The 24,775-nt window shown below is 75.1% G+C and carries 20 protein-coding genes; 9 read left to right on the forward strand and 11 right to left on the reverse strand.

Annotated features, from left to right (window positions below; translation table 11 throughout):
• Positions 1 to 228: 228 nt before the first annotated feature.
• Positions 229 to 2,052: an NAD-binding protein gene (locus ACWD4P_RS05680; RefSeq protein WP_449778662.1), complete on the reverse strand. Its 1,824-nt coding sequence runs from the start codon at positions 2,050 to 2,052 to the stop codon at positions 229 to 231.
• A 228-nt stretch (positions 2,053 to 2,280) separates the two neighbouring features.
• Between ACWD4P_RS05680 and ACWD4P_RS05685 the strand changes: the two genes are divergently transcribed.
• Positions 2,281 to 2,880: an HdeD family acid-resistance protein gene (locus ACWD4P_RS05685; protein ID WP_359822533.1), complete on the forward strand. Its 600-nt coding sequence runs from the start codon at positions 2,281 to 2,283 to the stop codon at positions 2,878 to 2,880.
• Positions 2,881 to 3,026: 146 nt separating this feature from the next.
• On the opposite strand, the gene ACWD4P_RS05690 is transcribed toward ACWD4P_RS05685, so the two are convergent.
• The 3 genes from ACWD4P_RS05690 to ACWD4P_RS05700 form a co-directional block, all read right to left on the reverse strand.
• Positions 3,027 to 3,725 carry a DUF6461 domain-containing protein gene (locus tag ACWD4P_RS05690; protein WP_449778663.1) on the reverse strand — a complete coding sequence of 233 codons (699 nt, stop codon included), beginning with the start codon at positions 3,723 to 3,725 and terminating at the stop codon, positions 3,027 to 3,029.
• A 46-nt stretch (positions 3,726 to 3,771) separates the two neighbouring features.
• Positions 3,772 to 5,085, reverse strand: a complete 1,314-nt coding sequence (locus ACWD4P_RS05695) for a CoA transferase (RefSeq protein ID WP_449778749.1) — start codon at positions 5,083 to 5,085, stop codon at positions 3,772 to 3,774.
• Between the two features lie 259 nt (positions 5,086 to 5,344).
• Positions 5,345 to 5,974 (reverse strand): LysE family translocator, encoded by a 630-nt coding sequence (locus tag ACWD4P_RS05700; protein WP_359822539.1) that lies wholly within the window; start codon positions 5,972 to 5,974, stop codon positions 5,345 to 5,347.
• A 224-nt stretch (positions 5,975 to 6,198) separates the two neighbouring features.
• Here ACWD4P_RS05700 and ACWD4P_RS05705 point away from each other — a divergent pair, with 224 nt between their 5' ends.
• Both ACWD4P_RS05705 and ACWD4P_RS05710 read left to right on the forward strand, forming a co-directional pair.
• Positions 6,199 to 6,657, forward strand: coding sequence for an Lrp/AsnC family transcriptional regulator (locus tag ACWD4P_RS05705; RefSeq protein ID WP_449778664.1), 459 nt, complete (start codon positions 6,199 to 6,201; stop codon positions 6,655 to 6,657).
• Between the two features lie 63 nt (positions 6,658 to 6,720).
• The gene (locus ACWD4P_RS05710; RefSeq protein WP_449778665.1) at positions 6,721 to 7,428 is read left to right on the forward strand and encodes an N-acyl homoserine lactonase family protein; all 708 of its coding nucleotides are present in this window, start codon (positions 6,721 to 6,723) and stop codon (positions 7,426 to 7,428) included.
• A gap of 69 nt (positions 7,429 to 7,497) precedes the next feature.
• Here ACWD4P_RS05710 and ACWD4P_RS05715 read toward each other — a convergent pair whose 3' ends face one another.
• Positions 7,498 to 8,721: a cytochrome P450 gene (locus ACWD4P_RS05715; protein WP_449778750.1), complete on the reverse strand. Its 1,224-nt coding sequence runs from the start codon at positions 8,719 to 8,721 to the stop codon at positions 7,498 to 7,500.
• Between the two features lie 806 nt (positions 8,722 to 9,527).
• Here ACWD4P_RS05715 and ACWD4P_RS05720 point away from each other — a divergent pair.
• Positions 9,528 to 10,445 (forward strand): hypothetical protein, encoded by a 918-nt coding sequence (locus ACWD4P_RS05720; protein WP_449778666.1) that lies wholly within the window; start codon positions 9,528 to 9,530, stop codon positions 10,443 to 10,445.
• 325 nt (positions 10,446 to 10,770) lie between these two features.
• Here ACWD4P_RS05720 and ACWD4P_RS05725 read toward each other — a convergent pair whose 3' ends face one another.
• On the reverse strand, positions 10,771 to 11,037 hold the full coding sequence (locus tag ACWD4P_RS05725) for a zf-HC2 domain-containing protein (RefSeq protein WP_449778667.1): 267 nt from the start codon (positions 11,035 to 11,037) through the stop codon (positions 10,771 to 10,773).
• Between the two features lie 55 nt (positions 11,038 to 11,092).
• Between ACWD4P_RS05725 and ACWD4P_RS05730 the strand changes: the two genes are divergently transcribed.
• The 4 genes from ACWD4P_RS05730 (at position 11,093) to ACWD4P_RS05745 (ending at position 15,903) form a co-directional block, all read left to right on the forward strand.
• Complete coding sequence (locus tag ACWD4P_RS05730; protein ID WP_359822551.1) at positions 11,093 to 11,656, forward strand: sigma-70 family RNA polymerase sigma factor; 564 nt, start codon at positions 11,093 to 11,095, stop codon at positions 11,654 to 11,656.
• A 278-nt stretch (positions 11,657 to 11,934) separates the two neighbouring features.
• Positions 11,935 to 13,314 (forward strand): MFS transporter, encoded by a 1,380-nt coding sequence (locus tag ACWD4P_RS05735; RefSeq protein ID WP_449778668.1) that lies wholly within the window; start codon positions 11,935 to 11,937, stop codon positions 13,312 to 13,314.
• A gap of 104 nt (positions 13,315 to 13,418) precedes the next feature.
• Positions 13,419 to 14,753, forward strand: a complete 1,335-nt coding sequence (locus tag ACWD4P_RS05740; protein ID WP_449778669.1) for a cytochrome P450 family protein — start codon at positions 13,419 to 13,421, stop codon at positions 14,751 to 14,753.
• A gap of 205 nt (positions 14,754 to 14,958) precedes the next feature.
• The gene (locus ACWD4P_RS05745) at positions 14,959 to 15,903 is read left to right on the forward strand and encodes an L-tyrosine/L-tryptophan isonitrile synthase family protein (protein ID WP_449778751.1); all 945 of its coding nucleotides are present in this window, start codon (positions 14,959 to 14,961) and stop codon (positions 15,901 to 15,903) included.
• Positions 15,904 to 16,114: 211 nt separating this feature from the next.
• Here the strand turns inward: ACWD4P_RS05745 and ACWD4P_RS05750 are convergent, their stop codons facing one another.
• From ACWD4P_RS05750 to ACWD4P_RS05760, 3 genes are read right to left on the reverse strand one after another with little or no spacing between them, the layout of a single operon-like run.
• Entirely contained in the window at positions 16,115 to 16,915 is an 801-nt protein-coding gene (locus tag ACWD4P_RS05750; RefSeq protein WP_449778670.1) for an ABC transporter ATP-binding protein, read from the reverse strand.
• On the reverse strand, positions 16,912 to 18,000 hold the full coding sequence (locus tag ACWD4P_RS05755; protein ID WP_359827580.1) for a FecCD family ABC transporter permease: 1,089 nt from the start codon (positions 17,998 to 18,000) through the stop codon (positions 16,912 to 16,914). Before ACWD4P_RS05755 ends, ACWD4P_RS05750 begins: the two co-directional genes overlap by 4 nt.
• 3 nt (positions 18,001 to 18,003) lie before the next feature.
• Positions 18,004 to 19,155, reverse strand: a complete 1,152-nt coding sequence (locus tag ACWD4P_RS05760) for an ABC transporter substrate-binding protein (RefSeq protein WP_449778671.1) — start codon at positions 19,153 to 19,155, stop codon at positions 18,004 to 18,006.
• A gap of 216 nt (positions 19,156 to 19,371) precedes the next feature.
• On the opposite strand from ACWD4P_RS05760, the gene ACWD4P_RS05765 reads away from it, so the two are divergent.
• The gene (locus ACWD4P_RS05765) at positions 19,372 to 20,190 is read left to right on the forward strand and encodes a helical backbone metal receptor (RefSeq protein ID WP_359827582.1); all 819 of its coding nucleotides are present in this window, start codon (positions 19,372 to 19,374) and stop codon (positions 20,188 to 20,190) included.
• 126 nt (positions 20,191 to 20,316) lie between these two features.
• Here the strand turns inward: ACWD4P_RS05765 and ACWD4P_RS05770 are convergent, their stop codons facing one another.
• The gene (locus tag ACWD4P_RS05770) at positions 20,317 to 22,761 is read right to left on the reverse strand and encodes a hypothetical protein (RefSeq protein ID WP_449778672.1); all 2,445 of its coding nucleotides are present in this window, start codon (positions 22,759 to 22,761) and stop codon (positions 20,317 to 20,319) included.
• 300 nt (positions 22,762 to 23,061) lie between these two features.
• Positions 23,062 to 24,639 (reverse strand): lipase maturation factor family protein, encoded by a 1,578-nt coding sequence (locus ACWD4P_RS05775; protein ID WP_449778673.1) that lies wholly within the window; start codon positions 24,637 to 24,639, stop codon positions 23,062 to 23,064.
• Positions 24,640 to 24,775: the final 136 nt, after the last annotated feature.

The raw sequence follows: 24,775 nt of genomic DNA on the forward strand, positions 1-24,775 counted from the left end.
GGCCGACCCCAAGGGACGCGGGGAGGAGAGCGAGCCCGAGCTCGCCGCCCGGGCCGCCTGACAGATTTCAGATGTTGAAATCTGTCAGCTGAACTCCGTCATCCGTCGACTGTCATCCGTCAGTTGTCCGGCGTCACCCGGCTGAACACGCCGCCGGGACCGGGACCGGGACCGGCCGATCCAGCCGCCCCGGCCGCCCCGGCCGGCCTGGCCGACCCGGTTACCGGCTCAGTCCTCCGCCACCGCCGCCGTGTTCAGCCGGGCGAGCCCGCTGCGGGTGGCGGCCACCACGATCTGGTCCCCCGGGGCGAGCCGCCGGGTGCGGTCGGGGAAGTTCCACTGCAGCGAGCCGCCGTGGGCGAAGCGCAGGGCGATCACCCGGACGCCGCCCGGGTCCTCCAGGTCGTGCCGGTTCAGCCCGATCAGCCCGCTGCCGTCCGCCACCTTCAGCTCGGCGATCAGCAGCACGTGCCGCAGCACCGACAGCGTCCCGCGCACCTCACGCCCCATCAGCGCGGCCGCGAAGGCGGGCGCGGCCAGGTAGGACACCGACCGGGAGGCCGCGTTGTCCAGGGTCTTGTAGAAGTGGCCGGCGAAGTCGTCCTCGAACAGCCGCACCACCACCCGGACCCCCGGATTCCCGTGGCGCGCCTCCAGGGCCGCCTCCAGGTTGGTGGCGTCGTCCCCGCTGACCGCCACCAGGGCCCGGCTGTGCTTCAGCCGGGCCCGGCGCAGCTGCTGCTCGAACGGGCCGTCGCCCAGCACCACCGGGATTCCCAGCGCCCGCACGGCGGCGATGCCGCGCGCCTGCGGGTCCCGCTCCATGCAGACCACCGGCACGCCCATGTCGTGGAGCTGGGTCGCGACCCGGGTCCCGACGTTGCCGAGGCCGACGACGATCACGTGGTCCCGGGTGCCCGCCCCGGGGTTGCGCGGCTGCCCACGCCGCCCGGAGCCCAGCACCTCGACCGCGATGGCGGTGGCGACCGGCGCGAAGGTGATCCCGCAGATCGTGATCACCACCTGCGCGACCCGCTGCCAGAACCCTCCGGTGCCCGTCCCTGCGGCGATGTCGCCCGGCTGGTCCGGCTGAGCGGCGCCGGCCAGGTCGAGCAGCGCGATGTAGACGGTCCAGCCGAAGTTCCGGTTGAGGTACCAGAGCACGCCGAAGGCCAGCAGTACCGCCACGAGGGCGGTGAGCAGCACCAGCCGCATCCGGGCGCTGGTGAAGAAGCGCATGGTGTCCAGCAGCCGCCAGCGCAGCCGCCGTCGCCAGTCGATCGGCTCCCTGGGCTCGATCCTCAGCACCTGGAGCGCGGCCCGGCCGCCGGGTCCCTCCGCCGGATCCGCTTCGGCCGGAACCACCGGCTCGCGCCGGACGCCGCCGGGTCGAACGGGTCCGTCGTCTCCGAACTCGCTTGCGAGCCGGACGAATTCTGCGGAGTCGCCGCCCTGCTGCTCGGGCAGCAGCCGGATCCTGCTGAGGTCCTGACGGTCGATCTGGTCGGCGACCACGCAGATCCGGTCCGAGGTGATGTCGTCGTCGAACGCGATGTGCAGGTAACGCCCTTCGATCTCCACCGAGTTGGGCCGACCGAGCGCCGCGGAGGCGAAGGCCGGAGCGGCGGTGGCGGAGCCGGAGAGCGCGGCGCCGTTCTTGAGCAGTCGTTCGATGTTCTCGCCGAGCCGCTGGTTGAACATCCGGAACACGATGCGGATGTCCGGGTTGTGGTTCTGGGCGCTGAGCGCGGCGTGGATGTTCTCCTGGTCGCTCCCCTCGACCAGGGCGAGACCGCGCGCGGTGCCGATGGACACCGCGCGCAGCGCCTCCTCGGTGACGCTCGCGTACTCCACGACCGCGGCGACGCCGGAGAGTTGCTCGATCTGCGGCGCGTGGTCACGGGTTCGGTCGGCGACCAGGACGACGACCGGGACCTCGTAGTGCTCGACGAGCTCCCGGACCAGTCGGTGGGCCAGCGCGTTGCCCCCGCAGACGATGTAGTGCTGGCTGATCGGCTCGACCGGAGGGGTCCCCCACCCTTCAGAAGTCATACTGGCCGACGATATGGGCGCCGAGTGTCCGGGGGATGACATTCCGGCGACTGCGGCGGATCACCCGAACGGCCGTATCCGGCGCGCGGCCACACCGTGGCGCGGAGAGGCTGGGGTTCGTTCCCTGCCCGTCAGCCGGCCGACCCGCCCCCGCCCGTCCTGCGTCGTCACCGACCAGCACGCCACCGGCCACCCGTCGCCCGGCGTCAGCCCGAGGAGTACGCCACCGTGGCCCCTCCGATCATCACCCCCGACGGCACCCCGGTCCAGGGCCCGCTCGGACTGCTCGCCAAGGCGGCCTGGCAGGTCCTGCTGGTCGCCGGACTCGCCTCGCTCGCCCTCGGGATCGTGGTCTTCGTCTGGCCCCGGGAGACGCTCCTGGTGGTGGGCGTCCTGTTCGGCCTCTACCTGCTGGTGATCGGCATCGTCCAGCTGGTCGCCGCGTTCGGCACCCACTCCACCACCGCTCTGCGGGTCCTGGCCTTCATCAGTGGCGCGATATGTGTGCTGCTGGGGCTGCTCTGCTTCCGCAGCGCGGTGCAGTCGCTGCTGCTGCTCGCTCTCTGGATCGGGATCGGCTGGCTGTTCCGCGGCATCACCCAGCTCGCCGCCGCGATCTCCGACCCGTTGATGCCGGCCCGCGGCTGGCAGGCCTTCGCCGGTGTGGCGAACACCCTGGCGGGCGTGCTGCTGATGGTCTGGCCGGTCGGCTCGATCGCCGCGCTGACCGTGCTGGCCGGGTGCTGGCTGGTGATCCTGGGCCTGATCGAGATCGTGACGGCGATCCAGGTCCGCAGCCGGGCCAAGCGGATCCCCTCGGGGATCTGACCGCCTGCGCACCGCCTGCGCCGACCCCGCTGACCCCGCCGACCGCACACACCGCACCGACGGCTGCGTCACCTGCGTCAACTGCACCGAGTGTGCGCCGAGGCCGTGTCCCGCCGGGGCACGGCCTCACGGCTTGCCGGAACCGGTCACGGGCGGGGCGCGTAGCCGATCCGGAAGGTGGCGGACTCCAGCCGGTCCGGGTCGAGCCGGACGTCGGTCAGCCGCTCGGCCAGTGCGAACGCGGCCTCGCCGCACAGCGCGTGCGACTCCGTCTCCAGGTCGAAACCGCAGGCGGTCAGCAGCTCGGGAACGCCCGGGGCCTCGGCGTCCGAGCCGTCCCGCTGCCCCGGGAAGAGCGGCTCGAAGTGGAGCCGCCGGATGCCGTGCTCCCACCAGTGGAAGTGGTCGACCGCCATGGAGTTGCGGAAGTGCGAGACCAGCCGGGTGCCCTCGCCGAGCCGGGGAAGGATCTCGTCCAGGGTGCCGAGGTAGCCGAACGGCTCCACGCCGATCGCCCAGCCGTCGAGCTCGGTGACGGCGACGAACAGGCGGTCGTCAGCCGCGCCGGGCAGCGCCCCTGCGTCCTCGCCCTCCCCGATCTCTTCGTCGTCCCCGGTCTCTTCATCCTCCTCGTCCTGCTCGTCCTGCTCGTCCTCCCCGTCCTCGAAGGACTCCCAGGCCGCGACCACCGCGTCCAGCCCCGTGACCTCCCGGCCGGGCAGGGCGTCGAAGCGGCGCAGCAGCTCGTCGGCGGAGATCCCCTGGACCTGGGTGAGGCAGTGGGCCTCGCCCAGGACGGGGTAGCGCTGCGCGAACCAGGTGCAGTCGGTGGCGTGTGCGGTCATGATGAGGATGCTGCCAGACGCCTCGGACACCGTTCGCCCTGCGTCCTCAGAGCCAGACCGGCTCGTCCGTTCCCCAGCGCCCGGGCGGGCGCGACCAGTCGGCGGGCGCCCCCTCGTACCCGATCGGCGGCAGGGCGTGGCGCAGCCGCCCGTACGCGGAGTCGGTCTCGGCCAGCCACCGGGCAGGGTCGTACGGCTCGGACGAGGCCCCCCGCGGTGCCTCTGGTTCGATCCCGTGCAGCAGCCAGGAGGCCGTACCGGCGAGGGAGAAGCGCAGGTGGCGGCCGCCGGGGCGGCGGGTGCGCTGGTCGGTGAGGGAGCGCAGGACGGCGGCGGCGAGGAGGTAGCCGGTGCCGTGGTCGAGGGCCTGGGCGGGCAGCACGCCGGGGCGGCCGTCGGGGGCGGCCTCGTGGGCGGCGATGCCGACGCCCGCCTGGACCAGGCTGTCGAAGCCCCGCCAGCCGGCCCGGGGACCGGTCCAGCCCCAGGCGCAGAGCTGGGCGAGGACCAGGTCCGGGCGGCGGGCGAACAGGGCGTCCGGGCCGAGCCCGTGGACGTCGAGGGCACCGGGGCGGTAGGCGGTGACGAGGACGTCGGCGGTGGCGAGCAGGTCCTCGAATGCGGCGCGGTCGGTCGGCTCGGCGAGGTCGAGGCGGGTGGAGCGCTTGCCGAAGCCCGTGTCGGCGTGGGCGTCGTCGGCCTCGGGCAGCCGGGGCGAGTCGACCCGCAGGACGTCGGCGCCGAGCAGGGCGAGGGTACGGGTGGCGACCGGACCGGCGATCACCCGGGTGAGGTCGAGGACCCTGATCCCGGCGGCGGGCCGGTCCACCGGGGACCCGCCGAGCGGGCGCACCGGCGCGGCTCCGGCGAGGGCGCCGACCTCCCGGTGCTCCACGAGGGGGTGCACGGCCTCGCTCACCGGCGTGACAGCCACCGCGAGAGCCCCCGCCTCGTACGCGCGCTCCTGGATCCGCTCGGCCGGCAGCCTGCCGAGCACCTCGGCGAGCTGCTCGGGCCCGGCGTCGGCGGCGAGGCCGAGCGCGGCGAGCAGCCGGGAGCGGTGGTGCGGGTAGTTGGCGTGGGTGCGGACCCAGCCGTCGGCGGTGCGCCAGAAGCCGGAGTGCGGGGCGAAGGTGACGGGCGCACGGCCGTCGACTGTCAGGTGCCGCTCGCTGACGAAGGCGGTGGCGACGGCGCCCTGGTCGACCCGGACGGCCGGGACGGACCCGCCGCCGCGATGGGCGGCGAGCTCGGCGGCGGCCAGCGAGCAGACGGCCACGGCGGCCCGGGCGAGCCGGCGCACCGGCAGCCCGGAGGGCAGGACGTCCTCCGGGCCGTGGAAGGTCACCCGTTCCAGCAGCTCGGGCGGTCCGCCGAGAGCCGCCCAGGCGTGGGCGGTCGGGCGGTCGAGGTGTCCGGGGCCTCCGGTGGTGCCGGCAGTGCCGGTGGTGCCAGTGGTTCCGGGATTTCCGGTGGTTCCGGCCTTGCCGGTGGTTCCGGACTTGCCGGTGGTTCCGGGGTGACCGGTGGTGCCGGGGTGACCGGTGATCCCGGTCGTTCCTGGGGATCCCGCCGGCAACGAACGACGATCAGTCATGCCCGGCATTGTGCTCCCGTTCTCAGGCGCTCGCCGTGACGCCCGCCACCAGCATCAGCAGCACCGCCGAGACCACCGTCATCCGGCGGGCCGCCCGCGGGGTGCCGCCGAACCGGCCGCCGAGCCGCCCGCTGGCGTACGCGACCAGCCCGTACACCACCGCACAGGCCAGCACGTTGAGCGAGCCGAGCGCGAGCACCTGCCCGCCGACCGGCAGCGCGGCGTCCGGGTCGACGAACTGCGGCACCAGGGAGAGGTAGAGCAGCAGCCCCTTCGGGTTGAGCAGCGCGGTCAGCATGCTCTGGCGCAGCACCGTCGCGGTGGGCTGCGGCTTGGGCTCCGCCAGGGCGGCGGCGCCCCCGCCCTTGCGCAGCGCCATCAGCATCATGACGGCCAGCACCAACAGGTACGCGGCGCCGGTGAGGCGCAGCACGGGCAGGGCGGCCGGGACGGCGCGCAGTGCGGCGGCCAGTCCGGCGCTGGAGAGCAGGGTGTGGACGGCGTACCCGGCGCAGACCCCGCCGACCGCGATCAGCGCGGCGCGCCGGCCCTGGCCGAGGCCCCGGGCGGCGATGTAGAGCCAGTCGGGGCCCGGGGTGCAGACCAGCAGCAGGTCGACTCCGAGGAAGAGGAGGAGGGCGTGGGTGTCCATGGGCGTGGGCGTGGCCTGTCGTGCTCGTCGCGGTGGGGCCCGGCGGATCGGCCGGGGGTCTCCCGGCGTGGGCCGGGAAGGCTCCGGTAGTGGGCCAGGGGCGCCCCGGCGCACGGCCGGGCGGCCCCGGCAGCCGGTGCGGTCACTGAAGGTAGCCGGATCGGGCTGGCACGCGATGGCGACTTTCCGCAGGTCGGAGCGGCGCTTTGGCAGAATGTTGCGCCATGGACCGAATCGACCGCAGCATCCTGCGCGAGCTCCAGCAGGACGGGCGCCTCACCAACGCCGAGCTGGCCTCCCGGGTGGACCTCACCCCCTCCCCCTGCCTGCGCCGGGTGCGCCAACTGGAACAGGACGGCGTGATCCGCGGCTACCGGGCGGTGCTGGACGGCACGGCGGTCGGACGAGGATTCCAGCCCTTCGTGACGATCACCATGCGCCACGAGGACCAGGTGACGGTCGCCGAGTTCGAGCGCCGGGTGGCCGAGCTGCCGGAGGTCGTGGAGGCCCACCGGCTGTTCGGCGAGCCCGACTACCTGCTCCGCATCGCGGTCGCCGACATCGCCGCGTACGAGCGTTTCATCACCGACGTGCTCTCCGGTCTGCCGGGCATCGCACAGGTCAACTCGCACCTGACGATGAAGCAGGTGAAGGCCGACCGGGGGCTGCCGGTCGGCAGGTAGGGTGCGAACCGGGGGCCCGCACGGCCGCCCGTACGGGGCCAGGGCGACGCACTGCGACAAGGCATGGGGGCTGAATTGCGCGTGATCCGCCGTCTCGACCTGGGGTACATCATCCGGCCGGCCACCGAGACGGGCGGCCCGGAGCCGCGCGTGGAGCCCGTGCTCGCGTACCTGGTCAGACGCCCGGAGGGGCTGCTGCTCTTCGACACCGGGATCGGTGGCGGCGAGCCGGAGACCGAGGCGCACTACCGTCCGGTCCGCCGCCCGCTGCCGGAAGCGCTCGCCACCGCCGGGGTAGCCGTCGGCGACATCGACCTGGTGGTCAACTGCCACCTGCACTTCGACCACTGCGGCGGCAACCCGCTGTTCGCCGGCACTCCCGTCCTGGTCCAGGCGGACGAGCTGGCCACCGCCCGGCGCGGCGGGTACACCATCGACGCGCTGGTCGACTTCCCCGGCGCCGAGTACCGCGAGCTGGACGGCGAGGCCGAGGTGTGGCCGGGCGTGCGGGTGCTCCCCACCCCCGGCCACACCGGGGGCCACCAGTCCCTGCTGGTCGACCGCCCCGGCACCGGGCCGGTCCTGCTGGCCGGACAGGCCTACGACTTCGCCTCCGAGTACGGGCAGGCGGTGCTCGCCCGGCGGGCGGCACGCGAGGGTGCGGCCCCACCACTGCCCGGGTACCGCTCCTGGCTCGACCGGGTGGCCGGGCACGGGCCGAGCCGGGTCCTGTTCGCGCACGACCACGCGGTCTGGGAACCGGCCGGCTAGGCACTCCGGACGTCCGGGCGCTCCGGGGGAACGAAGCGGCCCGGACGTCCGGTTCGGAAGACGTTCGCTTCAGAAGGTGAAGCGCAGCGAGCGCACGCGGTGGTCGAAGCTGGACGGGACGAGCTGCGGCTCGCCGACCGACCTCGCCTCGGGCAGCCGGGTGAACAGCTCGCGGAACAGCACCGTCATCTCCTGCCGGGCCAGGTGCGCACCGAGGCAGTAGTGCGGACCGCCACCGCCGAAACCGAGGTGGGAGTTGGGCGTGCGGGTGATGTCGAAGACATCCGGGTCGGGGAAGACGTCCTCGTCGCGGTTGGCCGAACCGTAGAACAGCGCGACCCTCTCTCCCGCCCGCAGCAGCGGGCCGCCGGCGCCGCCCAGCTCGTGGTCCACGGCGAGGGTCCGGTTGAACTGGATGATCGGCGTGGCGTGGCGGATCATCTCGTCCACCGCGCCGCCGAGCCGCCCGTCGAGGTCCTCGAGCAGCAGGGCGCGCTGCTCGGGGTGGGCGGTCAGCAGGTGCAGGCCGTGGGCCAGCGCGTTGCGGGTGGTCTCGACCCCGGCGACCAGCAGCAGGCTGAAGAAGGCGCCCAGTTCGCGCCCGGTGAGCCGACGGCCGTCCAGGTCGGCGGTGACCAGCGCGGAGATCAGGTCCTCCTCCGGCCGACGCCTGCGTTGGCGACCGATCCCCGCGACGATGCCCTGCATCCGGGCCAGCGCCCGGAGCCCGCGCCCGGGCACCCGGAGCCCGCGGCGCAGCGGGCGGGCCACCCCGATGTCCTCGGAGCTCCGGTTGACCAGTTCGAGGATGGTGCGGCGCGGCCGCTCCGGGATGCCCATCATGGCGCAGATCACCTGGAACGGGAGTTCGGCGGCGACCGCGGTCACGAAGTCCTCCGGCCGCTCCCGCTCGATCCGGTCGACCAGGTCGGTGCTGATCCGCCGGACGTCCTCCTCGACCCGGTCGAGCAGCCGGGGCGTGAACGCCCGCGAGACGATCCGGCGCAGCTGGGCGTGGCGGGGGTCGTCGAGGTTGACCATGGAGTCGCCGAACAGCAGCCGGACCCAGCGGGCCGGGGCGGGGGTGGTCACACCGGGACCGCTGAGGAAGACGCCGGGCGTGCGGCTGGCCTCGACCACATCGGCGTGACGGACCAGGGCGTGGAAGCCGCGGCCGGTGGCGCAGTCGCCGAAGAACACCGGGCCGGGGCGGCGGCGCAGCTCGGCGAAGGCGGCGGCGCGGGCGGGGGCGGGCAGCTGCCAGAAGCCGGGGTCGGCGAGATCGACCGACACGGGGTCGGCGGACGCGGGGTCGGCGGACGCGGGCGGAGTGGAGGGCTGAGCCGCGTCGGCGGGCTCGGCGGGCTCGGCGGGGTCGGCGGGCTTGGCGGGGTCGGCGGTGACCGGGCCGGCGGATCCGGGGGAGTCGGCCTGATCTGCGGATTCGGCCTGCTCCGCGGCTCCGGGCGTCTCCGCGGCTCCGGCCGGTTCTGCGGCTTCGACCGGTTCTGCGGCTCCGGCCGCCTTCGCGGCTTCGATCGGCTCGGTGGCTCCGGCCGCCTTCGCGGCTTCGGCCTCCTCTGTGGTTCCGGCGGGCTTCCCGGTTCCGGCCGGTTCAGCGGCCTCGGACGCCTCGACGGCCTCAGGCGCCTCGACGGTTCGGGCCCGGTCGCCGGGCTCCGCGGCCTCGGCCGGGGCCTTCGCCCGCTCCGGGCCCGTCGCCTGCTGTGGGACGGTCGGCTCCGCGGGGGCGGACTTGGCACTGTCGGCAATGGGCGCCGAGGTATCCGTCGGGGTCTCCAAGGCCGGACCTCCCTGTTTGTGGACGACATCGTCCCGATACGCACCGTACTGGGTGGTGCACATTTAGTGAGCACGGGAGTCGCGCTGTCAAACCGCCCCGATGGTCGTACGAGCAGTTGTTCGGCCCGACACGCCGGACGGCGGGCCGGGCCGACAGCCACGCCGACGCCCCCGGCCGAGCGGCGATCCGGCCGCGCCGGCACAGGCCGCGGGACGGGCGGCCGGGCATGGTCTCACGGCACGGAACCGGCCAAGACCGGAGGGTGCGGTACGGGCCGGGCAGAGCGGGTGCGACGATGAGTGCCATCGTGATGACCGACCGGATCCGCCTGCTGCGCGCCGCGGTCTTCGCCGCGCTGTGCGTGGCGATGGCTGCCACCGCGCACGTCGCCATGGCCGGCTCCGGGGTCTCGCCGACGGTCCTGACCGGCGGCTTCGGGGCGGTCCTCGGACTGACGTGGCTGCTGGCCGGAAAGCAGCGCGGGCTCGGGGTGATCAGCCTGTGGATGATCGTGGCGCAGACCGCGCTGCACCAGCTGTTCGAGCAGGCCGGGGCGCTCTCCCGAGGGTCCGGCGGCCTCGGCCGACTCGCCACCACGGACTGGGCCACCCTCCTGCTCTGCAACCCCGACCGGGCAACCGGCGGGCTCTCCCCGGTCGAACTCGCGCGGATGGCGGGCATCGATCCGGACGTCCCGCCGAGCGCCGGCAGCCTGCGGCCGATCGCGGGTACGCACCACGGGGGCGCGGGCACGACCGCCGTGGACGCGGGCCTGCCCGGGATGACGGGGATGCCCGACGGCCCGCACGTGATGCCCGACGGAACGTTCCACGGCGCCCTTCCGGGCGCCGGGTCGTACGGCCCGGCGCAGGACGCGACGAGCGCACCGGCGCACGACATGGCGCACGGAATGTCCCACGGCATGTCGCTGGGGATGACCGCCGCCCACGTGCTCGCCGCGCTGGCCTGCGCGCTCCTGCTCTGGCGCGGTGACGCGGCGCTGGTCCGGCTCTTCGAGCTGCTGGGCGCGCTCGGCGCGGTGGTGGCGGGGGCGCTGCCGCTCCCGCTGCTGGCGCTCTTCGCGCGCCCCTTCGGCTACCGGGCGCCCACGCCGCCCCGCCCGGCCGCCGACCGGGCCCGGCCGACGCGTTCGGTGCTGCTGACGCATGCCGTGGTCCGGCGCGGTCCGCCGGCGTTCGCCCTCGCCTGCTGACGCGCCCGCCGCCCTCTTCCCGATCCTCCCGGCCGCCTCCGGCCGTCCGGGACGCTCCCGGCGGGCAGGTCGCCCTGCCGCACGGTCACGCCCAGCGTCGTCGTGCCGTCAGGGTGCGGGCCCGCGTCCGCCGCCGAATCCCCCAGGGGTCCGGCGCGCCGCGCGGCTGCCCATGGACGCCGACGGCGCCGCGCTGCGCGGTGCCGCTCCCCGCCTTTCCCCTCGGGACCATCCCATGTCTGACTTCGACGGCGCTCCGGCTCCGGCCGGCGCCCCCGTCCCACCGTTCACGCCCCTCCGGACGCGCCCGACCCGTCCACTCCGCCTATCGTTCGACGCCTCGCGGGTCGTCCGGACCGCGGCCTCCCGGCCGGTCCTCGCCCAGGCGGGCCAACAGCCCGGCCGACCACTCGGGCGAGGGCCCGTCGGCGGCGCCCGCCCGTACCCGACCGCGCAACCGTTCGGCCCGGGTCATCCAGTCCCGGCAACCGGCGCAGCGCGCGACGTGCTTGTCCAGCCGGACCTCCGGCAGACCGCTCGGTTCACCGTCGAGCCGGGCGGACAGAGCGGTACGGAACTGCGCGCATCTCATACGACCATCGTCCCGCACGGCCGTGGCGCCGGGACCGGCCGGGTGGGGGGCCGCCGTGGATGACGAACAGCTCACCGCCCTGGCACTGACCGCCCGCTCCGGGCGGGCCGCCGACGTCGAGGCCTTCGTCCGGGCGACCCAGCGGGACGTCTGGCGCTTCGTCGCCCACCTGACCGACGTACAGTCCGCCGACGACCTCGCCCAGGAGACCTTCCTGCGCGCGCTGCGCGGCCTGCCCTCGTTCGCGGGGCGCTCCTCGGCCCGCACCTGGCTGCTGTCGATCGCCCGGCGCACGGTGATCGACCGGTACCGGATGGCGGCCTCCCGCCCGCGCTGTGCGGCGCTGCCGGACTGGCAGGAGGCGGCGGAGCGACAGGGCGGAGCGCCGACGGCCGGTTTCGAGGACGGCATCGCGCTGGACGACCTGCTGGACCGGGTGCCCGCCCAGCGGCGGGAGGCCTTCGTGCTGACCCAGGTGGTCGGCCTGAGCTACGCCGAGGCGGCCGAGGTCGCCGGCTGCCCCGTCGGGACCGTCCGGTCCCGGGTCGCCCGGGCACGGGAGGAACTGGTGGCACGGCTGCGCGCCGCCGAGGCCGGGGAACTCGCGACCGCCTGCTGAGTGACGGACGGGGGCGGCGGACGGCAGACAATCGACGACCGACAGCGAACAGATGACAGATTTCGAAATCTGTCATCTGTTCGCTGAAAGTCGCCAGTCGCCTCCGGCCGACCGTCCCCGACCTCCCACCCCAGGCCTCTCCAACCTCCGCCGCCGCCGGCCGCGAAAAGAAATCCCCCAAGTGTTCGGAACCGGAGCCCCCGCGCCACCGACTGCTGTACCGGACCCCGCCGCCGAGGCGGAGCCCGGTCCGGCAGCACGGGAGACGGAGGGACTTCATGACCGCGCAACCCACCCCGACCTCCCCACCCCTGACGGATCGTCAGCAACAGCCGGTCGACCGCTGGAGCCTGGTCGTCGCCGCCGGCCTGCTGTCCTTCGTCGCGATGCTCGACATGAACGTGGTCAACCTCGCGCTCACCGACATCTCGGCCGGCCTGCACGTCTCCCCCGGGGTCGCCCAGTGGGCCGTGCTCGGATACCAACTCCCGCTCGTCGCCCTGTTGTTGCCCGCCGGTCGGTGGCTGGACCAGGTCGGCACCCGCTCGGCCCTGCTGCTCGCGGTCGGCTGCTTCGCCCTGTGCAGCGTGCTGGCCGCCTGCGCCCCGTGGGCCGGCTGGCTGATCGCCGCCCGGCTGTTCCAGGGCGCCTTCGGCGCGGTGCTCTTCGTCCTGATGCCGGTGCTCGCCGCGACCTCCGTCCGGCCCGAGCTGCGCGGCCGGGCGATGAGCGTGCCCGCGACCCTCGGCCCGCTGGGCGCCGTCACCGGCCCGGTGGTCGGCGGTCTGCTGCTGGACCACCTGGGCTGGCGGGCGATCTTCCTGGTGAAGCTGCCGGTCTGCCTGGCCGCCGTCCTGATCGTGCGGCGCCACGCCCCGCGCCGCGGCGGGCTGCGGCCGCCCGACCGGTCGTCGCTCGGCGACGCCGCGTTGATCGGCGCCGCGGTGGCCGCCGTCCTGCTCGGGCTCACCATGGCCCCGAAGTCCCCACTGTGGCTGCTGCTCCTGCTGCCCGCCGTACCGCCGGTCCTGTTCTGGCTGCGCCGCCCGGGCGGGCGGCCGGTGGCCGAGGTGCTCCGGGCCGCCGGGACGGCTAGGGCCAATGCCTCGGTGCTCGCACTCGCCGCCGGTTTCGCGGCCTGTCACTACCTGCTCGCCCAGCACCTGCGCGGCCCCCGGGGCGAGAGCGCCACCGCCACCGCGCTCACCATGCTGGCGTTCCCGCTCGGCATGGTGCTGGCCGGCCGGGTCGGCGGCCGGCTCGCCGACCGCTGGGGCGCCCGCCCGACCGCCCTCACCGGCGCTGCCGTCACCACCCTCGGCCTCGCCCTTCTGGTCCCGCTGGACAGCGGCTGGTCCGCGCCCGAGATCGCCGCGCGGCTCGCCCTCGCCGGGGCCGGGATGGGCCTCAACGGCGGTCCCACTCAGGCCCTGGTGATGTCCTCCTCGCCGCCCGGGAAGCTCGCCACCGCCGGCTCCGCCGTCCAACTCGCCCGCAGCCTCGGCTTCGCGCTCGGCCCGGCCCTCGGCACCGCCGCCGCCCTGGCCGGGACCCGCGACACCACCGGTACCCGCACCGGGATCGCCCTGGCCGCCCTCGTCGCGGCCACCGCCGTGGCCCTGCTCGCCCCGCACCGCCGCCGCGGCCCCGGGTCCTGACCGCTCCGCCACCCGCCACGTCCGCACTCCCGCACCCCCGCACCCCCGCGCAACGCCAAGCACTGCCACGCCACGCCACGCACCGAAGGACCGAAGGACCCCAGATGACCGACGCGACCACCGAACCGGCCGCCGCCACCGACGACGCCCCGCGCTGCCCGTACGGCCACGACGAACTCCCCTCCCCCGTCCCGCTGTACGGCCCGGCGTACAAGCGCGACCCCTACCCGCTCTACCAGCGGATGCGGGAGGCCGGACCGGTGCACCGGGTGGAGTTCCCGAGCGGCATCCACGCCTGGCTGGTCACCGGCTACCGGGCCGCCCACGCGACCCTCAACGACCCGCGGCTCGGCAAGAACCACGCACTGGGCAACGACAATTGGCGCAGGCTCGCGTCGATCATGCCCGAGCCGCAGCACTCGCAGCTCCAGGTCCACCTGCTCCACCAGGACGCGCCCAAGCACACCTCGATGCGCCGGCTCGTGCTGGACGCCTTCGCCCCGCGCCGCGTGGAGTCGCTGCGCCCCCGGTTCCGGGAGCTGGCCGACGCCCTGGTGGACGAGCTGCCGGAGTCGGGTGGCGCGGACCTGGTGGCCGGCTTCGCGGCCCACTACCCCTTCCGGGTGCTCGCCGAAGTCATCGGCCTGCCCGCCGAGTTGGCGGAGCGCTTCGACCGGGACTGGGGCAAGGTGGTCCAGCCGGTCGGCCCGCAGGATCCCGGCCGCCCGGCGTACGAGGCGCGGCTGCGCGGCCTCCAGACGTACATCGCCGATGTCGTCGCCCGCAAGCGCGCCGACTGCCGGGAGCCTGGCTGGACGGCCCAGGAGGACCTGCTGGGACGGCTCGTGGCCGCCCATGACGCGGGCGAGTTGAGCCGCGCGGAGCTCGACTCGATGGTGTTCCAGCTGCTCGTCGCCGGGCAGGAACCGGTCACCAACCAGATCACCACCATGCTGGTCGCCCTGCTGCGCCACCCCGAGCAGCTCGCCCGGCTGCGCGAGGGCGCCGACGAGCCCGGCCGGATCGCCCGCGCGGTGGAGGAACTGCTCCGCCACGACGCCGCGTTCGAGCTCACCACCTGGCGGTTCTTCGCCGAGGACAGCGACCTGTTCGGCACCACCGTCCCGGCCGGCGACTCGGTGATCGTCTCGCTCTGCGCCGCCAACCGCGACGACGCGCAGTTCCCGGAGCCCGACGGCCTCGACCTCGACCGCACGCCGAACGCCCACCTCGCCTTCGGCCACGGTGTCCACTACTGCCCCGGTGCCGCACTGGCCCGGGCCGAGCTCCAGACCGCGCTCGCCACCCTGCTCACCCGGCTGCCCGGCCTGCGCCCGGCCGAGGTGCCCGGCGACGGCCTGGCGGACCTGGCCTGGATCCCCGCCGTCCTGGCGCGCGGGGTGAACCGGCTGCCGGTCGCCTACGACCGCCGCCGCTGACCGCTCCCGGGCGACCGGAGCAGCCGCCTCCGCCCGTCCCGTCCGCAGCCCGTACCGAACCGCCTTCCGTGGAGGACCCACCATGCCGCCCGTCGGCACTGCCCCTGCCGCCACCCCCGCGCCGCCCGCCACCGCTGCCGCCCCTGCCGTCCCTGCCGTCCCTGCCATCCCTGCCGGCATCACCGGCAGCGCCGCCACCCCCGGCATGACGGCCTTCCAGGACCGCCCCTCGGCCGAGCGGCTCGCCGCCCGCGTCCTCGGCCTGCTGCTGCCGCACCGGCGCGCCTCGGACCCGGAGTTCGACGCCCGCCCGGAGCACTTCCCGGTCCAGCTGGCACAGTTGGCGGACTTCATCGCCGCCGGCGAACCGATCGTGCTGTCCCTGCCCGGCTTCCCCTGCAAGTCGCCGAACCCGGCGAAGGTGCTAGGCCACCTGCCCGACGAGGGCGAACGACTGTCGCTGACCTTCCTCGACGGGCTGTGCGCCGAGATCGGCCGCCTGCACGCACCCGGCGCCCGCATCCTGATCTGCTCCGACGGCCACATCTTCGGCGACCTGATCAACGTCCCGGACGACCACATAGACGCCTATTCGGACGCCCTGACCGCCATGATCGCCCGCGAGGGCCTCACCCATCTCGACACCTTCGACCTGCGGGCCGTCCTCGGCGACCTCCCGTACGACGAGAAGCGCTCCCGGGTGCACGCCCGGTACGCCCCGAGCGTCGAGGAGTTGCGCGAACAGGTGCTGACCGAGGAGGAGACCCTGCGGCTCTACCGGGGCATCACCCGCTTTCTCACCGAGGACACCGTCGGCTTCACCGGCACCCGTTCCGCCCTTCAGCGGGAGTGCCGCCGCCGCGCCTACGGCGTGATCCAGCGCAGCCGGGCCTGGGGCGAGTTGATCGCCGAACACCACCCGCGCGCCGTCCGGCTCTCGATCCACCCGCAGCCGGCCGGGGCGTCCAAGTTCGGCATCCGGCTGCTGGCCGCGGCCGACTCCTGGACCACGCCCTGGCACTCCGCGGTGCTCCACCACTCCCACGGTGAGCGGGAGTTGCTGCGCAGCGAGGAGGCCGCACGACTCGGCCGCCTGGTGCTGCGCGACGGCCGCCCGAGCCACTACGAGAGCCGCCAGGGCGTGTCCTAGGAGCCGGACGGGGCCCGGGCCCCGCGCACACCCGCGCCCACACCCTCGCCCACACCCGTGCCCCGTCCCGCCGGGCGACGGAGTCCGACCGGCTCCCACCGTCACCCGGCGTCGAACGGACGGGGCTCGGAGGGGACGGGCTCGAAGGGGACGGGGCTCGGAGGGGACGGGGCTCGGAGGGGACGGCAGACCGGAGACTCATCGCCGCGAATCAGCGCTGTCGGGCAGCGGCCTGGCCCCCCGCCGGGACGCGATGGTCGAAGGCGATCAGCGGATCGCCGGTGAGCGGGTGCTCGACCACGGCCGCCCGCACCCCGAAGACCTCCGCCAGGAGCCCGGGGCTCAGCACCTCACGCGGCGCACCGGAGGCCACCAGGGCACCGTCGTGCAGGACGTGCAGCCGGTCGCAGACCGAGGCGGCCGCGTTGAGGTCGTGCAGGGCCACCAGGGTGGTGCGGCGTTGCTCCCGGAGCAGGGCGAGCAGCTCGACCTGGTGCCGGACGTCCAGGTGATTGGTCGGCTCGTCCAGTACCAGGACGTCCGGCTGCTGGGCGAGTGCCCGGGCCAGCAGCACCCGTTGCCGTTCCCCGCCGGACAGTTGGGCGAACCGGCGGTCGGCGGCCTCGGCCATGCCGACCCGGTCCAACGCCTCGGCGGTGATCCGGCGGTCCTCGGCGTCATCGGCCGCGAAGGCCCGCTTGTAGGGCGTGCGGCCCATCGCGACCACCTCGCGGACGCTCAACTCGAAGTCCCCGCCGCGTTCCTGGGGCAGCGCCCCGATGTGCCGGGCGGACTGCTCCGGCCGCAGCTCCGCCAGGTCCCGCCCGGCCAGCAGGACTCGGCCGGCGCTGGGCCGCAGGTGCCGGTAGACGGTGCGCAGCAGGCTGGACTTGCCGCTGCCGTTGGGCCCGACCAGCCCGGCGATCTCCCCCTCCTCGGCGATCAGGTTGGCCCCGGCCAGCACCGTCCGGCCGGCCAGGGCGACGCTCAGGTCTTCGACGGCGATCCTCAACTGCGCTCCAGTCGTCGGTCCAGCAGGTAGAGCAGGGTGGGGGCGCCGAGGACGGCGGTGACCACGCCGATCGGCAGTTCCTGGCCGTCCAGGGCGGTGCGGGCCACGGTGTCGACGACGACCAGCAGCAGCGCCCCGGTGAGCGCGGACAGCGGCAGCAGTCGCCGGTGGTCGGCACCGACCAGCAGCCGGCACACGTGCGGCACCATCAGCCCGACGAAGCCGATCGCCCCGGAGACGGCGACCAGCACGCCGGTGAGCACGCTGGTGACGACGAAGACCTCGCGGCGCAGCCGGGCGACGTCCACGCCGAGCCCGGCGGCCGTCTCGTCGCCCATCAGCATCGCGTTGAGTCCCCGGGCGCGAGCCTGGAGCAGGGCCAGCCCGAGCGCCACCGCGACGGCGGGGACGGCGAGTTGGGCCCAGACGGCGCCACCCAGGCTGCCCATCAGCCAGAACAGCACACCCCTGGTCTGCTGCTCGTCGCGGGTCTGCAGGACCAGGTAGCTGGTGAGGCCGCCGAGGAACTGGGCGATGCCGATGCCCGCGAGGACCAGGCGCAGCGGGGAGAAGCCGCCGCCGCGCCGGGCCATCAGCCAGACCAGCGAGAACGCGGCGAGCGCGCCGGCGAACGCCGCCAGGGAGACGGTGAGGCCGAGCGCGCTGCCGAAGGAGAGCTGGAGTCCGAGGGTGGTGCCGAGGACGATCGCGGCGACCGCGCCGAGCGAGGCGCCGGAGGAGATGCCGAGCAGGTAGGGGTCCGCGAGCGGGTTGCGGACCAGGGCCTGCACGGCGGTGCCGACCAGGCCGAGTCCGGCGCCCACCACGGCCGCCAGCAGGGCGCGGGGCACGCGTAGTTGCCAGACGATGAGGTCGAGGGTGCCGGGCTCGGGGGCCCGGCCGGTGAGCCGGCGGACGACCACCGACCAGACCTCGCCGGGCGGGACGTCCACCGAGCCGAGCGAGACGGCGGCGGTCAGCGCGAGCACCAGGGCGGCGGCGAGGGCGGCGGCCAGCGGCCCGGCCCGCAGGGTGCGGGCCGGGCGGGCGTCGCCGCGCTCCTTCCGAACGGCGGCCGGTGCCACCGGCTACTGCCCGTTCCCGGCGGGGCCGGCGCCCTGGGTCGAGTCGGCACCCGCGGCCGGAGCGCCGCCCTGAGCCGGGGCGCCCTTGACCAGGTCCGGGTGGACGGTGGCGGCGATCTGCCGCACGGCGTCGGCGTTGCGCACCCCCGCGATGGTGGTCACCTCGGAGCCGAGCCGGACGAAGTGCCCCTCCTGGACGGCCTTCAGGCCCTGGGTCGCGGGGAAGCCCTTCAGAAAGGCCTCGGCTTCGTCGAAGGCCTTGCGGGTGGCCTCCTCGCTGCCCCGGTTGCGCACGGCCAGCTGGATCCAGTCCGGGTTCTTGGCGACCACGTCCTCCCAGGAGCCGGGCTTGAAGTCGGCGTCGCAGTCGGCGAACACGTTGCGCGCCCCCGCCTGGGTGATCACGGCGTTGGCGACCTGCCGGCCGCAGACCGCCACCGGCTGCTTGGTGCCGGCGTCGAAGTCGAAGACGAAGTAGCTCGGCCGCTGCTCCTCCGGAACGGCGGCGAGCGCGGTGCGGACCTCGCCGAGTTGCTTCTCCATCCCGGTGACCAGTTCCTCGGCCCGTGCGGCGGTGCCGGTGACGGCCCCGAGGCGACGGACGTCCTCCTCGATCCCGGCGAGGTCGGTGCGCGGCGCCTTGGCGGCCTTCGGCGTCCCGGCGCAGGCGGTGGAGAGCAGGTACACGTGCTGGATGCCGGCCGCCGCGTACTCCTCCTCGCTCGGCCCGGTGGCGCCGCCGCCCATCATCGGCATCGCGCCGAAGGTGTCCACGTAGAGGTCGGCGCCGGAGCCGAGCAGCTTCTCCTTGGGTATGCCCTTCTCCCCGAGCACCGGCACCTTGGCGCCCTGGTCGGCGAGCGCGCCGGGCAGGGTGCCCTTGCCGGGCGGGAAGCCGGTACCGATCACCCGCTCCCCCGCGCCGAGCTGCAGCAGCAGCTCCAGGCTCGCGGCGTTGCTGGTGACGATCCTGGCGGGAGCCTGGGCGATGGTGGTCTCCTTGCCCGCGCAGTCGGCGACCTTGACGGGGAATCCACCGCCCTGGCCGGCCCGGACGCTGACGGGGGCGCTCGCCCCGCCCCCGGAACCGCTTCCGCAGGCCGTGGCGAACAGGGCGACGGCGGCCGCGATTCCGCAGACGACGCGAGGGCGCATGACAACTCTCCTGGTCGGTGGTGGTGCTCGGTGACGGCACCGGATGGTCGTGCCGGGGCCCGCGCTGCGGACCCGGACCAGGTAGTCGGACGGCCCGGGCGTCGGGTTCCCCGCGATCCGCGACCGGTCCCGGCCCCGCGCACAGCCGTCCGCGCGTACCCGTCCGCGCGTCGTCCGCGCGCCCCCGCACCGAGGAGCCGGACGTAGGCTGGTCGGATGGCCGACCCCACCGCCCCGCGCGACGACCTCGACCTCCCCGTCCGGCTCGGGCCGCGCCCGCCCCGCCGGGTGGTCTCGCTGGTGCCCTCGCTGACCGAGGCGGTCGCCGCCACCGCGCCCGGTCTGCTGGTCGGCGCCACGGACTGGTGCACCCACCCCGCCGAACTGGCCGTCACCCGGATCGGCGGCACCAAGAACCCGGACGTCCCGCGCATCCTCGCGCTCGCCCCGGACCTCGTCCTCGCCAACGACGAGGAGAACCGGCGCCCCGACCTGGACGCGCTGCGGGCGGCCGGCGTGCCGGTCTGGGTCACCGACATCCGCACCCTGGACGACGCCTTCCGCTCCCTGGACCGGCTGCTCACCACCGCCTGCGGGCTGCCCCGGCCGGCCTGGCTGGACGAGGCGGAGGCCGCCTGGGCCGGCGTCGGGGGCGGCGGCACACCGGCGGAGTCCGACGGCCCGCGGACCGTCGTACCGATCTGGCGGCGCCCATGGATGGTCCTCGGCCGCGACACCTTCGCCGGGGACCTGCTGCGCCGCCTGGGCCCACGGCTCGTCCACGCCGACCACCCCGAGCGCTACCCGGCCGTCCCACTGCCCGAACTGCTCGCCTGCCGGCCGGAGTTGGTCGTCCTGCCCGACGAGCCGTACCGCTTCACCGCCGAGGACGGCCCGGAGTCGTTCCCGGGCACACCCGCGGCACTCGTCAGCGGACGGCACCTGACCTGGTACGGGCCCTCACTGGTGACCGCCCCCGCCGTGCTGCGGCGGGCACTCGACCGTCCGATCGGGCCGACCCGCCCGGACGCCTGACAACGGCCCCGAAGGAAGCAACCTCGCGGAGACGCCCGTCGGCGGACGGGACCGGCGACGCACAACGGCCGGGCCCGGGACGCACGTACGCGTTCCGGGCCCGGCCGTTGTGCGGGTCGTCAGGTGTCAGCCGCGCGCGGCGGCGACGGCGGCGCCCAGCGCCTCCTTGATCCGGGGGCCGAGGCGGGCGAAGCCCAGCTCCTTCATGGCCGCCCGCAGCAGCTCCTCGTCCGTCCGCTCGGTGCCGTCGCCGTCCACCCAGCGCACGACGGAGAGCAGCTCGTCGGCGGAGTAGGCGGTCACGGGGCGACCGGGCGTGAAGTCCGGCTTCGCGGGACGGGCCTCGGCCACCGGCTCGGCGGCGACCGGCTCGGGCTCGACGGCGACCTCGGGCTCGACGGCGACGGGCTCCGCCACCTCTGCGGCGGCGACCTCGGGCTCGGGCTCGACGGCGCTCTTCTCGACCACGCTCTCGGGCCCGGTCTCGGTCTCGGTCTCGGCAGCCTCCACGGCGACCTCGGCCTCAACCGGCTCCGCCTCTACGGCGGGCTCCGCAACGGGCTCCTCGACGACGGCCTCGGGCTCAGCCTCGGCCTCGACCACCGGCGCGGCCTCGACCTCAGCGGCGACCTTCTCAGCCTCGACGGCGGGCTCCGCGGCGACAGCCTCGGGCACGGCCTCGGCCTCGACCACCGGCTCGACCTCGGCCACCGGCTCCTCGACCTCGGCCTCGGTCTCGGTGACGATCTCCTCAGCCTCGACGGCGGGCTCCGCCACGACGGCCTCGGCCACCGGCTCAGCCTCGCTCTCAGCCTCGGTCTCGACCGCAACCTCCGCCGCAACCTCGGCAGCGGGCTCAGCAACCTCGGCCACCGGCTCCTCGGTCGTCGCCTCGACCTCGATCTCGACGGTCTCCACGGCGACCTCGGCCTCGACCGACTCCGCCACAACGGCCTCGGGCTCGGCCTCGGCAACGGGCTCGGCAGCCTCGACCGCGGGCTCCTCGGCCTCGGTCGCCTCGGCGACCAGGGCGGCCTCCGGCTCCACCTCCGCCGCCGGCTGCTCATCCGCGGCCTCGGGCTCGGCCAGGGCTGCGGTCGCGGCGGCCACCAGGTCGTCGGCCGCCGGGGAGGGCGCCGGAAGGGAGACGACCGCGGCCGGCGTCTCCTCCGTGGTCTGCGCCGCCGCCGGCTCGTCCGCCGTGGCACTGGCGTTCGCCGTCGGCTCGGCCTCAATCTCGGTCTCGGTCTCGACCTCGGTCTCGTCCTCCGAAACCACCGCGGCGGCCGCGGCGGTCTCGGTGGTCTCGGTGGTCTCCTCCGCCGGAGCCGTCACCGCGGCCGGGGCCTCCTCCACGAGGCCGTCCCGCTGCCCGGCCGCCAGCGCCTGCAGGGCAGCCGCCTCGGCGTCGGCCCGGTCGGCCGTCCCGTCGGCCCCGGACCGCTCGGCGGCAGCCTCCTCGGTACCGGCCTCACCCCCAACCTCGGCAGGGGCCTCGACGGCGGTCTCGACCGCAACCTCGGCGCCGTCCGCGGCGCCGTCCGCGGCGACGTCCGCCGCCGCGTCCTCGGTACCGGTCTGCGCCTCGGCCGCCGCCTCGTCCACGGCGGCGGTCTTCTCCGCCAGCCCGTCCCGCTGCCCGCCCGCCAGCGCCTGGCGGGCCGCGTACGCGGCCTCGGCGGCGCGGCGGTCGGCCTTGGAAGCGGTGAGTTCGGCGAGCAGGTCGGCGAGGCCGGCTTCCTCCAGGCCGACGCGCAGGCCACGGATGGTGGGCAGGCGGTAGAGGGTGCCCTCGTCGGCGGCGAGGCGCTCGACCAGGTCGATCAGCTCGGCGAAGGGCAGCGCGTCCAGGTCGTGGTCGGGCAGCAGGCGGGCGAGGCCGCGCAGGCCGGTGTTGATCGTCTCGAAGGCCTGGGCGGTGCGGTCGACCAGGGCGCCGTCGGAGGGGACCCGCGGGAGGGTGCCGACCGGGGCCAGCGCGGCCCAGGCCCGGCGCTCGATCTCGGCGGAGGTGAGGGCCTCGTGCAGGTCCTCCCGGCGGATGCGGCGGTCGGTGGCGAGCGCGACGGCCTGCTTGCGCAGCGAGCGGCCGCGCAGCCAGGACAGCTTGACGCCGTTCTCGCGGCGCCAGGTGCTGTCGGCGGTGGCGGCGGCGAGGGCGCCGAGGTCGGCGTCGTACGCGGCGGGGAAGAGGGCCGCGGAGGTGCGGTGCACCCGCTGGAGCATCTCGACCAGCAGCGCGGTCTTGGCGACGGTGTCGGGCTCTTCGAGCTTGACGTCGGCGGCCAGCGCGGTCACGGTCTCCCAGGTCTGCTGGAGGTCGCTGCCGCGCAGTTCGGCGAGGGCCGTGGAGGCGGCGCGGGCGTCCTCGGGAGTGGCGACGGTGTCGACGGCCGCGTACCAGGCGTGGGTCTCGGCGGTGAGCGTGAAGGCCCCGAGTTCGGCGTAGCGGCCGAGGTCCTCGCGGAGGTCGGGCTCCGCGGCGGCGTCCTGGGGGTCCTTGACGTCTGCGGCGTCGGCGACGTCCGCCGGGTCGGCTGCGTCGGCGTTGCGCGAGTGAAGCACTGTCATGTGAGGTCCGGTTCTGGGCGACGACGGCGGGGCTGGCGGCGAGGGGGCGGCGGACCGGGTGCGCGGAGTCGCCCCTGGGGTGGGGCTAGGGGGCGCGCGGTCGGGCTGCCGGGTGTGGACGCCCAGAATACGGGTGCCCGTTCGAGCCTTGCACGCACCCACCGCGCCGACGGCGGGTGTCGTGTGCCATACCGCCCGCCTGGCCGCCACCCGGGCGGGCCGGACGGGTGGTCCGGCGTTGGTCCGGACGGGTGTCACCGCTGCTCGGGTGCTCCCTGCGGCGGGTCCGGGCCCCGGTGCTCATGCGGGTCCCCCGCCGGGTGCGCCGGACGGCCCCGACGGGCGGTCGGGCCGCCGGCCGGGTCGGCGGAACCGCTCCAGTGGCACCTCGCGGACTCCCCGTCCCCGTCCCCGTGCCGGGCCGGGCCGGCCGAGCGGCGGCCGGTACCCGGCCCGGCCGAGGGCCGGCAGATCGACCGGCGCGAGGTACTCGCTGAGCGCGGTGCGGTGCCACCACGCGCCGGTCCTCCGCAGTTCGCGCCAATCGGTGAACCGGTAGAGGTAGAGGGTCGCCCGGACGTGGGTCGGCGGGGCGTGCGGGAACGGGTTGTGGCGCAGCAAGCGCAGGGTGGCCCGGTCCCCGGTCAGCAGGCGGGCGACGAAGGGCAGGAACCAGGGGCGGGCGTAGCCGGGCGAGATGCCGGCGAACCACATCAGCCAGTCGAGCCGCAGGTGGTAGGGCGCGAACTGGCGCGGGAGCCGGCGCACGTCGCCGGGCTTGCCCTTGAAGCCGTACTCGCGCCAGACGGTGTGCGGGGTGAGCACCGCCTCGTCGGTGCCCTCGACCACCACCTCCTGGCGGAGCCGGTTGACGCTGCCGAAGGCGCCGTAGGTGTTGACGAGGTGCAGCCGGTTGAAGGAGCGGTTCATGGCCTGGCCGCGGGAGACCATGTTGCGCACCGGCCAGTAGCTGAGCACCGTGACGGCGGCGGTCAGCGCGATCACCAGCGCCTCGTACCAGACCGGTGCGCCGGGGTACGCGCGGGCGTGGACGGGCAGGCCGAGCCGGGCCGGCTGCACGGCGGCGAGGGCGAGGGCGATCGTCAGCCAGTTGAGCCAGGCGAAGTTGCCGGAGGCGACCAGCCAGAGCTGGGTGGCGATGACGGCGCAGGCCGCGTAGCTCGCGATCGGCTGGGGCAGCAGCAGGCCCACCGGTACGACGAGTTGGACGACGTGGTTGACGGCGGCCTCGACCCGGTGCAGCGGGGCGGGCAGGTGGTGGAAGAACCAGCTGAGCGGTCCGGGCATCGGCTGGGTCTCGTGGTGGTACCGGAGGCAGGTCAGGTCGCGCCAGCAGCTGTCGCCGCGCAGTTTGATCAGTCCGGCGCCGAACTCGACGCGGAAGGCGAGCCACCGCATCAGCCACAGGACCGGAGTGGGCGGGGCGGTGTCGGCGTTGCCCAGGAACGCGGCCAGGAAGCCGGCTTCGAGCAGCAGGGACTCCCATCCGAAGGAGTACCAGGTCTGTCCGACGTTGACGATGGAGAGGTACAGGATCCAGAGCGCCGCCCACGGCAGGACGGACGCCCAGAGCGGGACGGCGTCGACGAGTCCGGCCGCCACGGCGGCGGCGAGGGCGGCGCCGCTCCAGGCGACGGCGGCGAAGAACCGGTCGCTGTAGTGGAGGTGGAACAGGCCGGGTGACCGGCGGAACGGGACCCTGGCGGTGAAGCGGGGCACGGGCAGCATGCCGTCGGCACCGATCAGGGCGCGGAACTGCGCGGCGGCGGCCAGGAATCCGATCAGGTACAGGGTGGCGAGCAGGCGTTGGACGAGCAGCCGGCTCAGCCAGTAGTCGGGGGCGGCGAACCAGTCCATGCGGCCCATGCCTACCATCCGGCACCCCGGGTGCGGGCCCGGTCGGGACGGCGGAGCGGGGGCGGTTCACCCACTCGGCCGGGACGGCGGACTCCTGGCGGGCACCCGGCGGTCCCCTGGTGGCCCCCCGGTGGCT

It is taken from the genome of Kitasatospora sp. NPDC002543, from assembly GCF_053594915.1.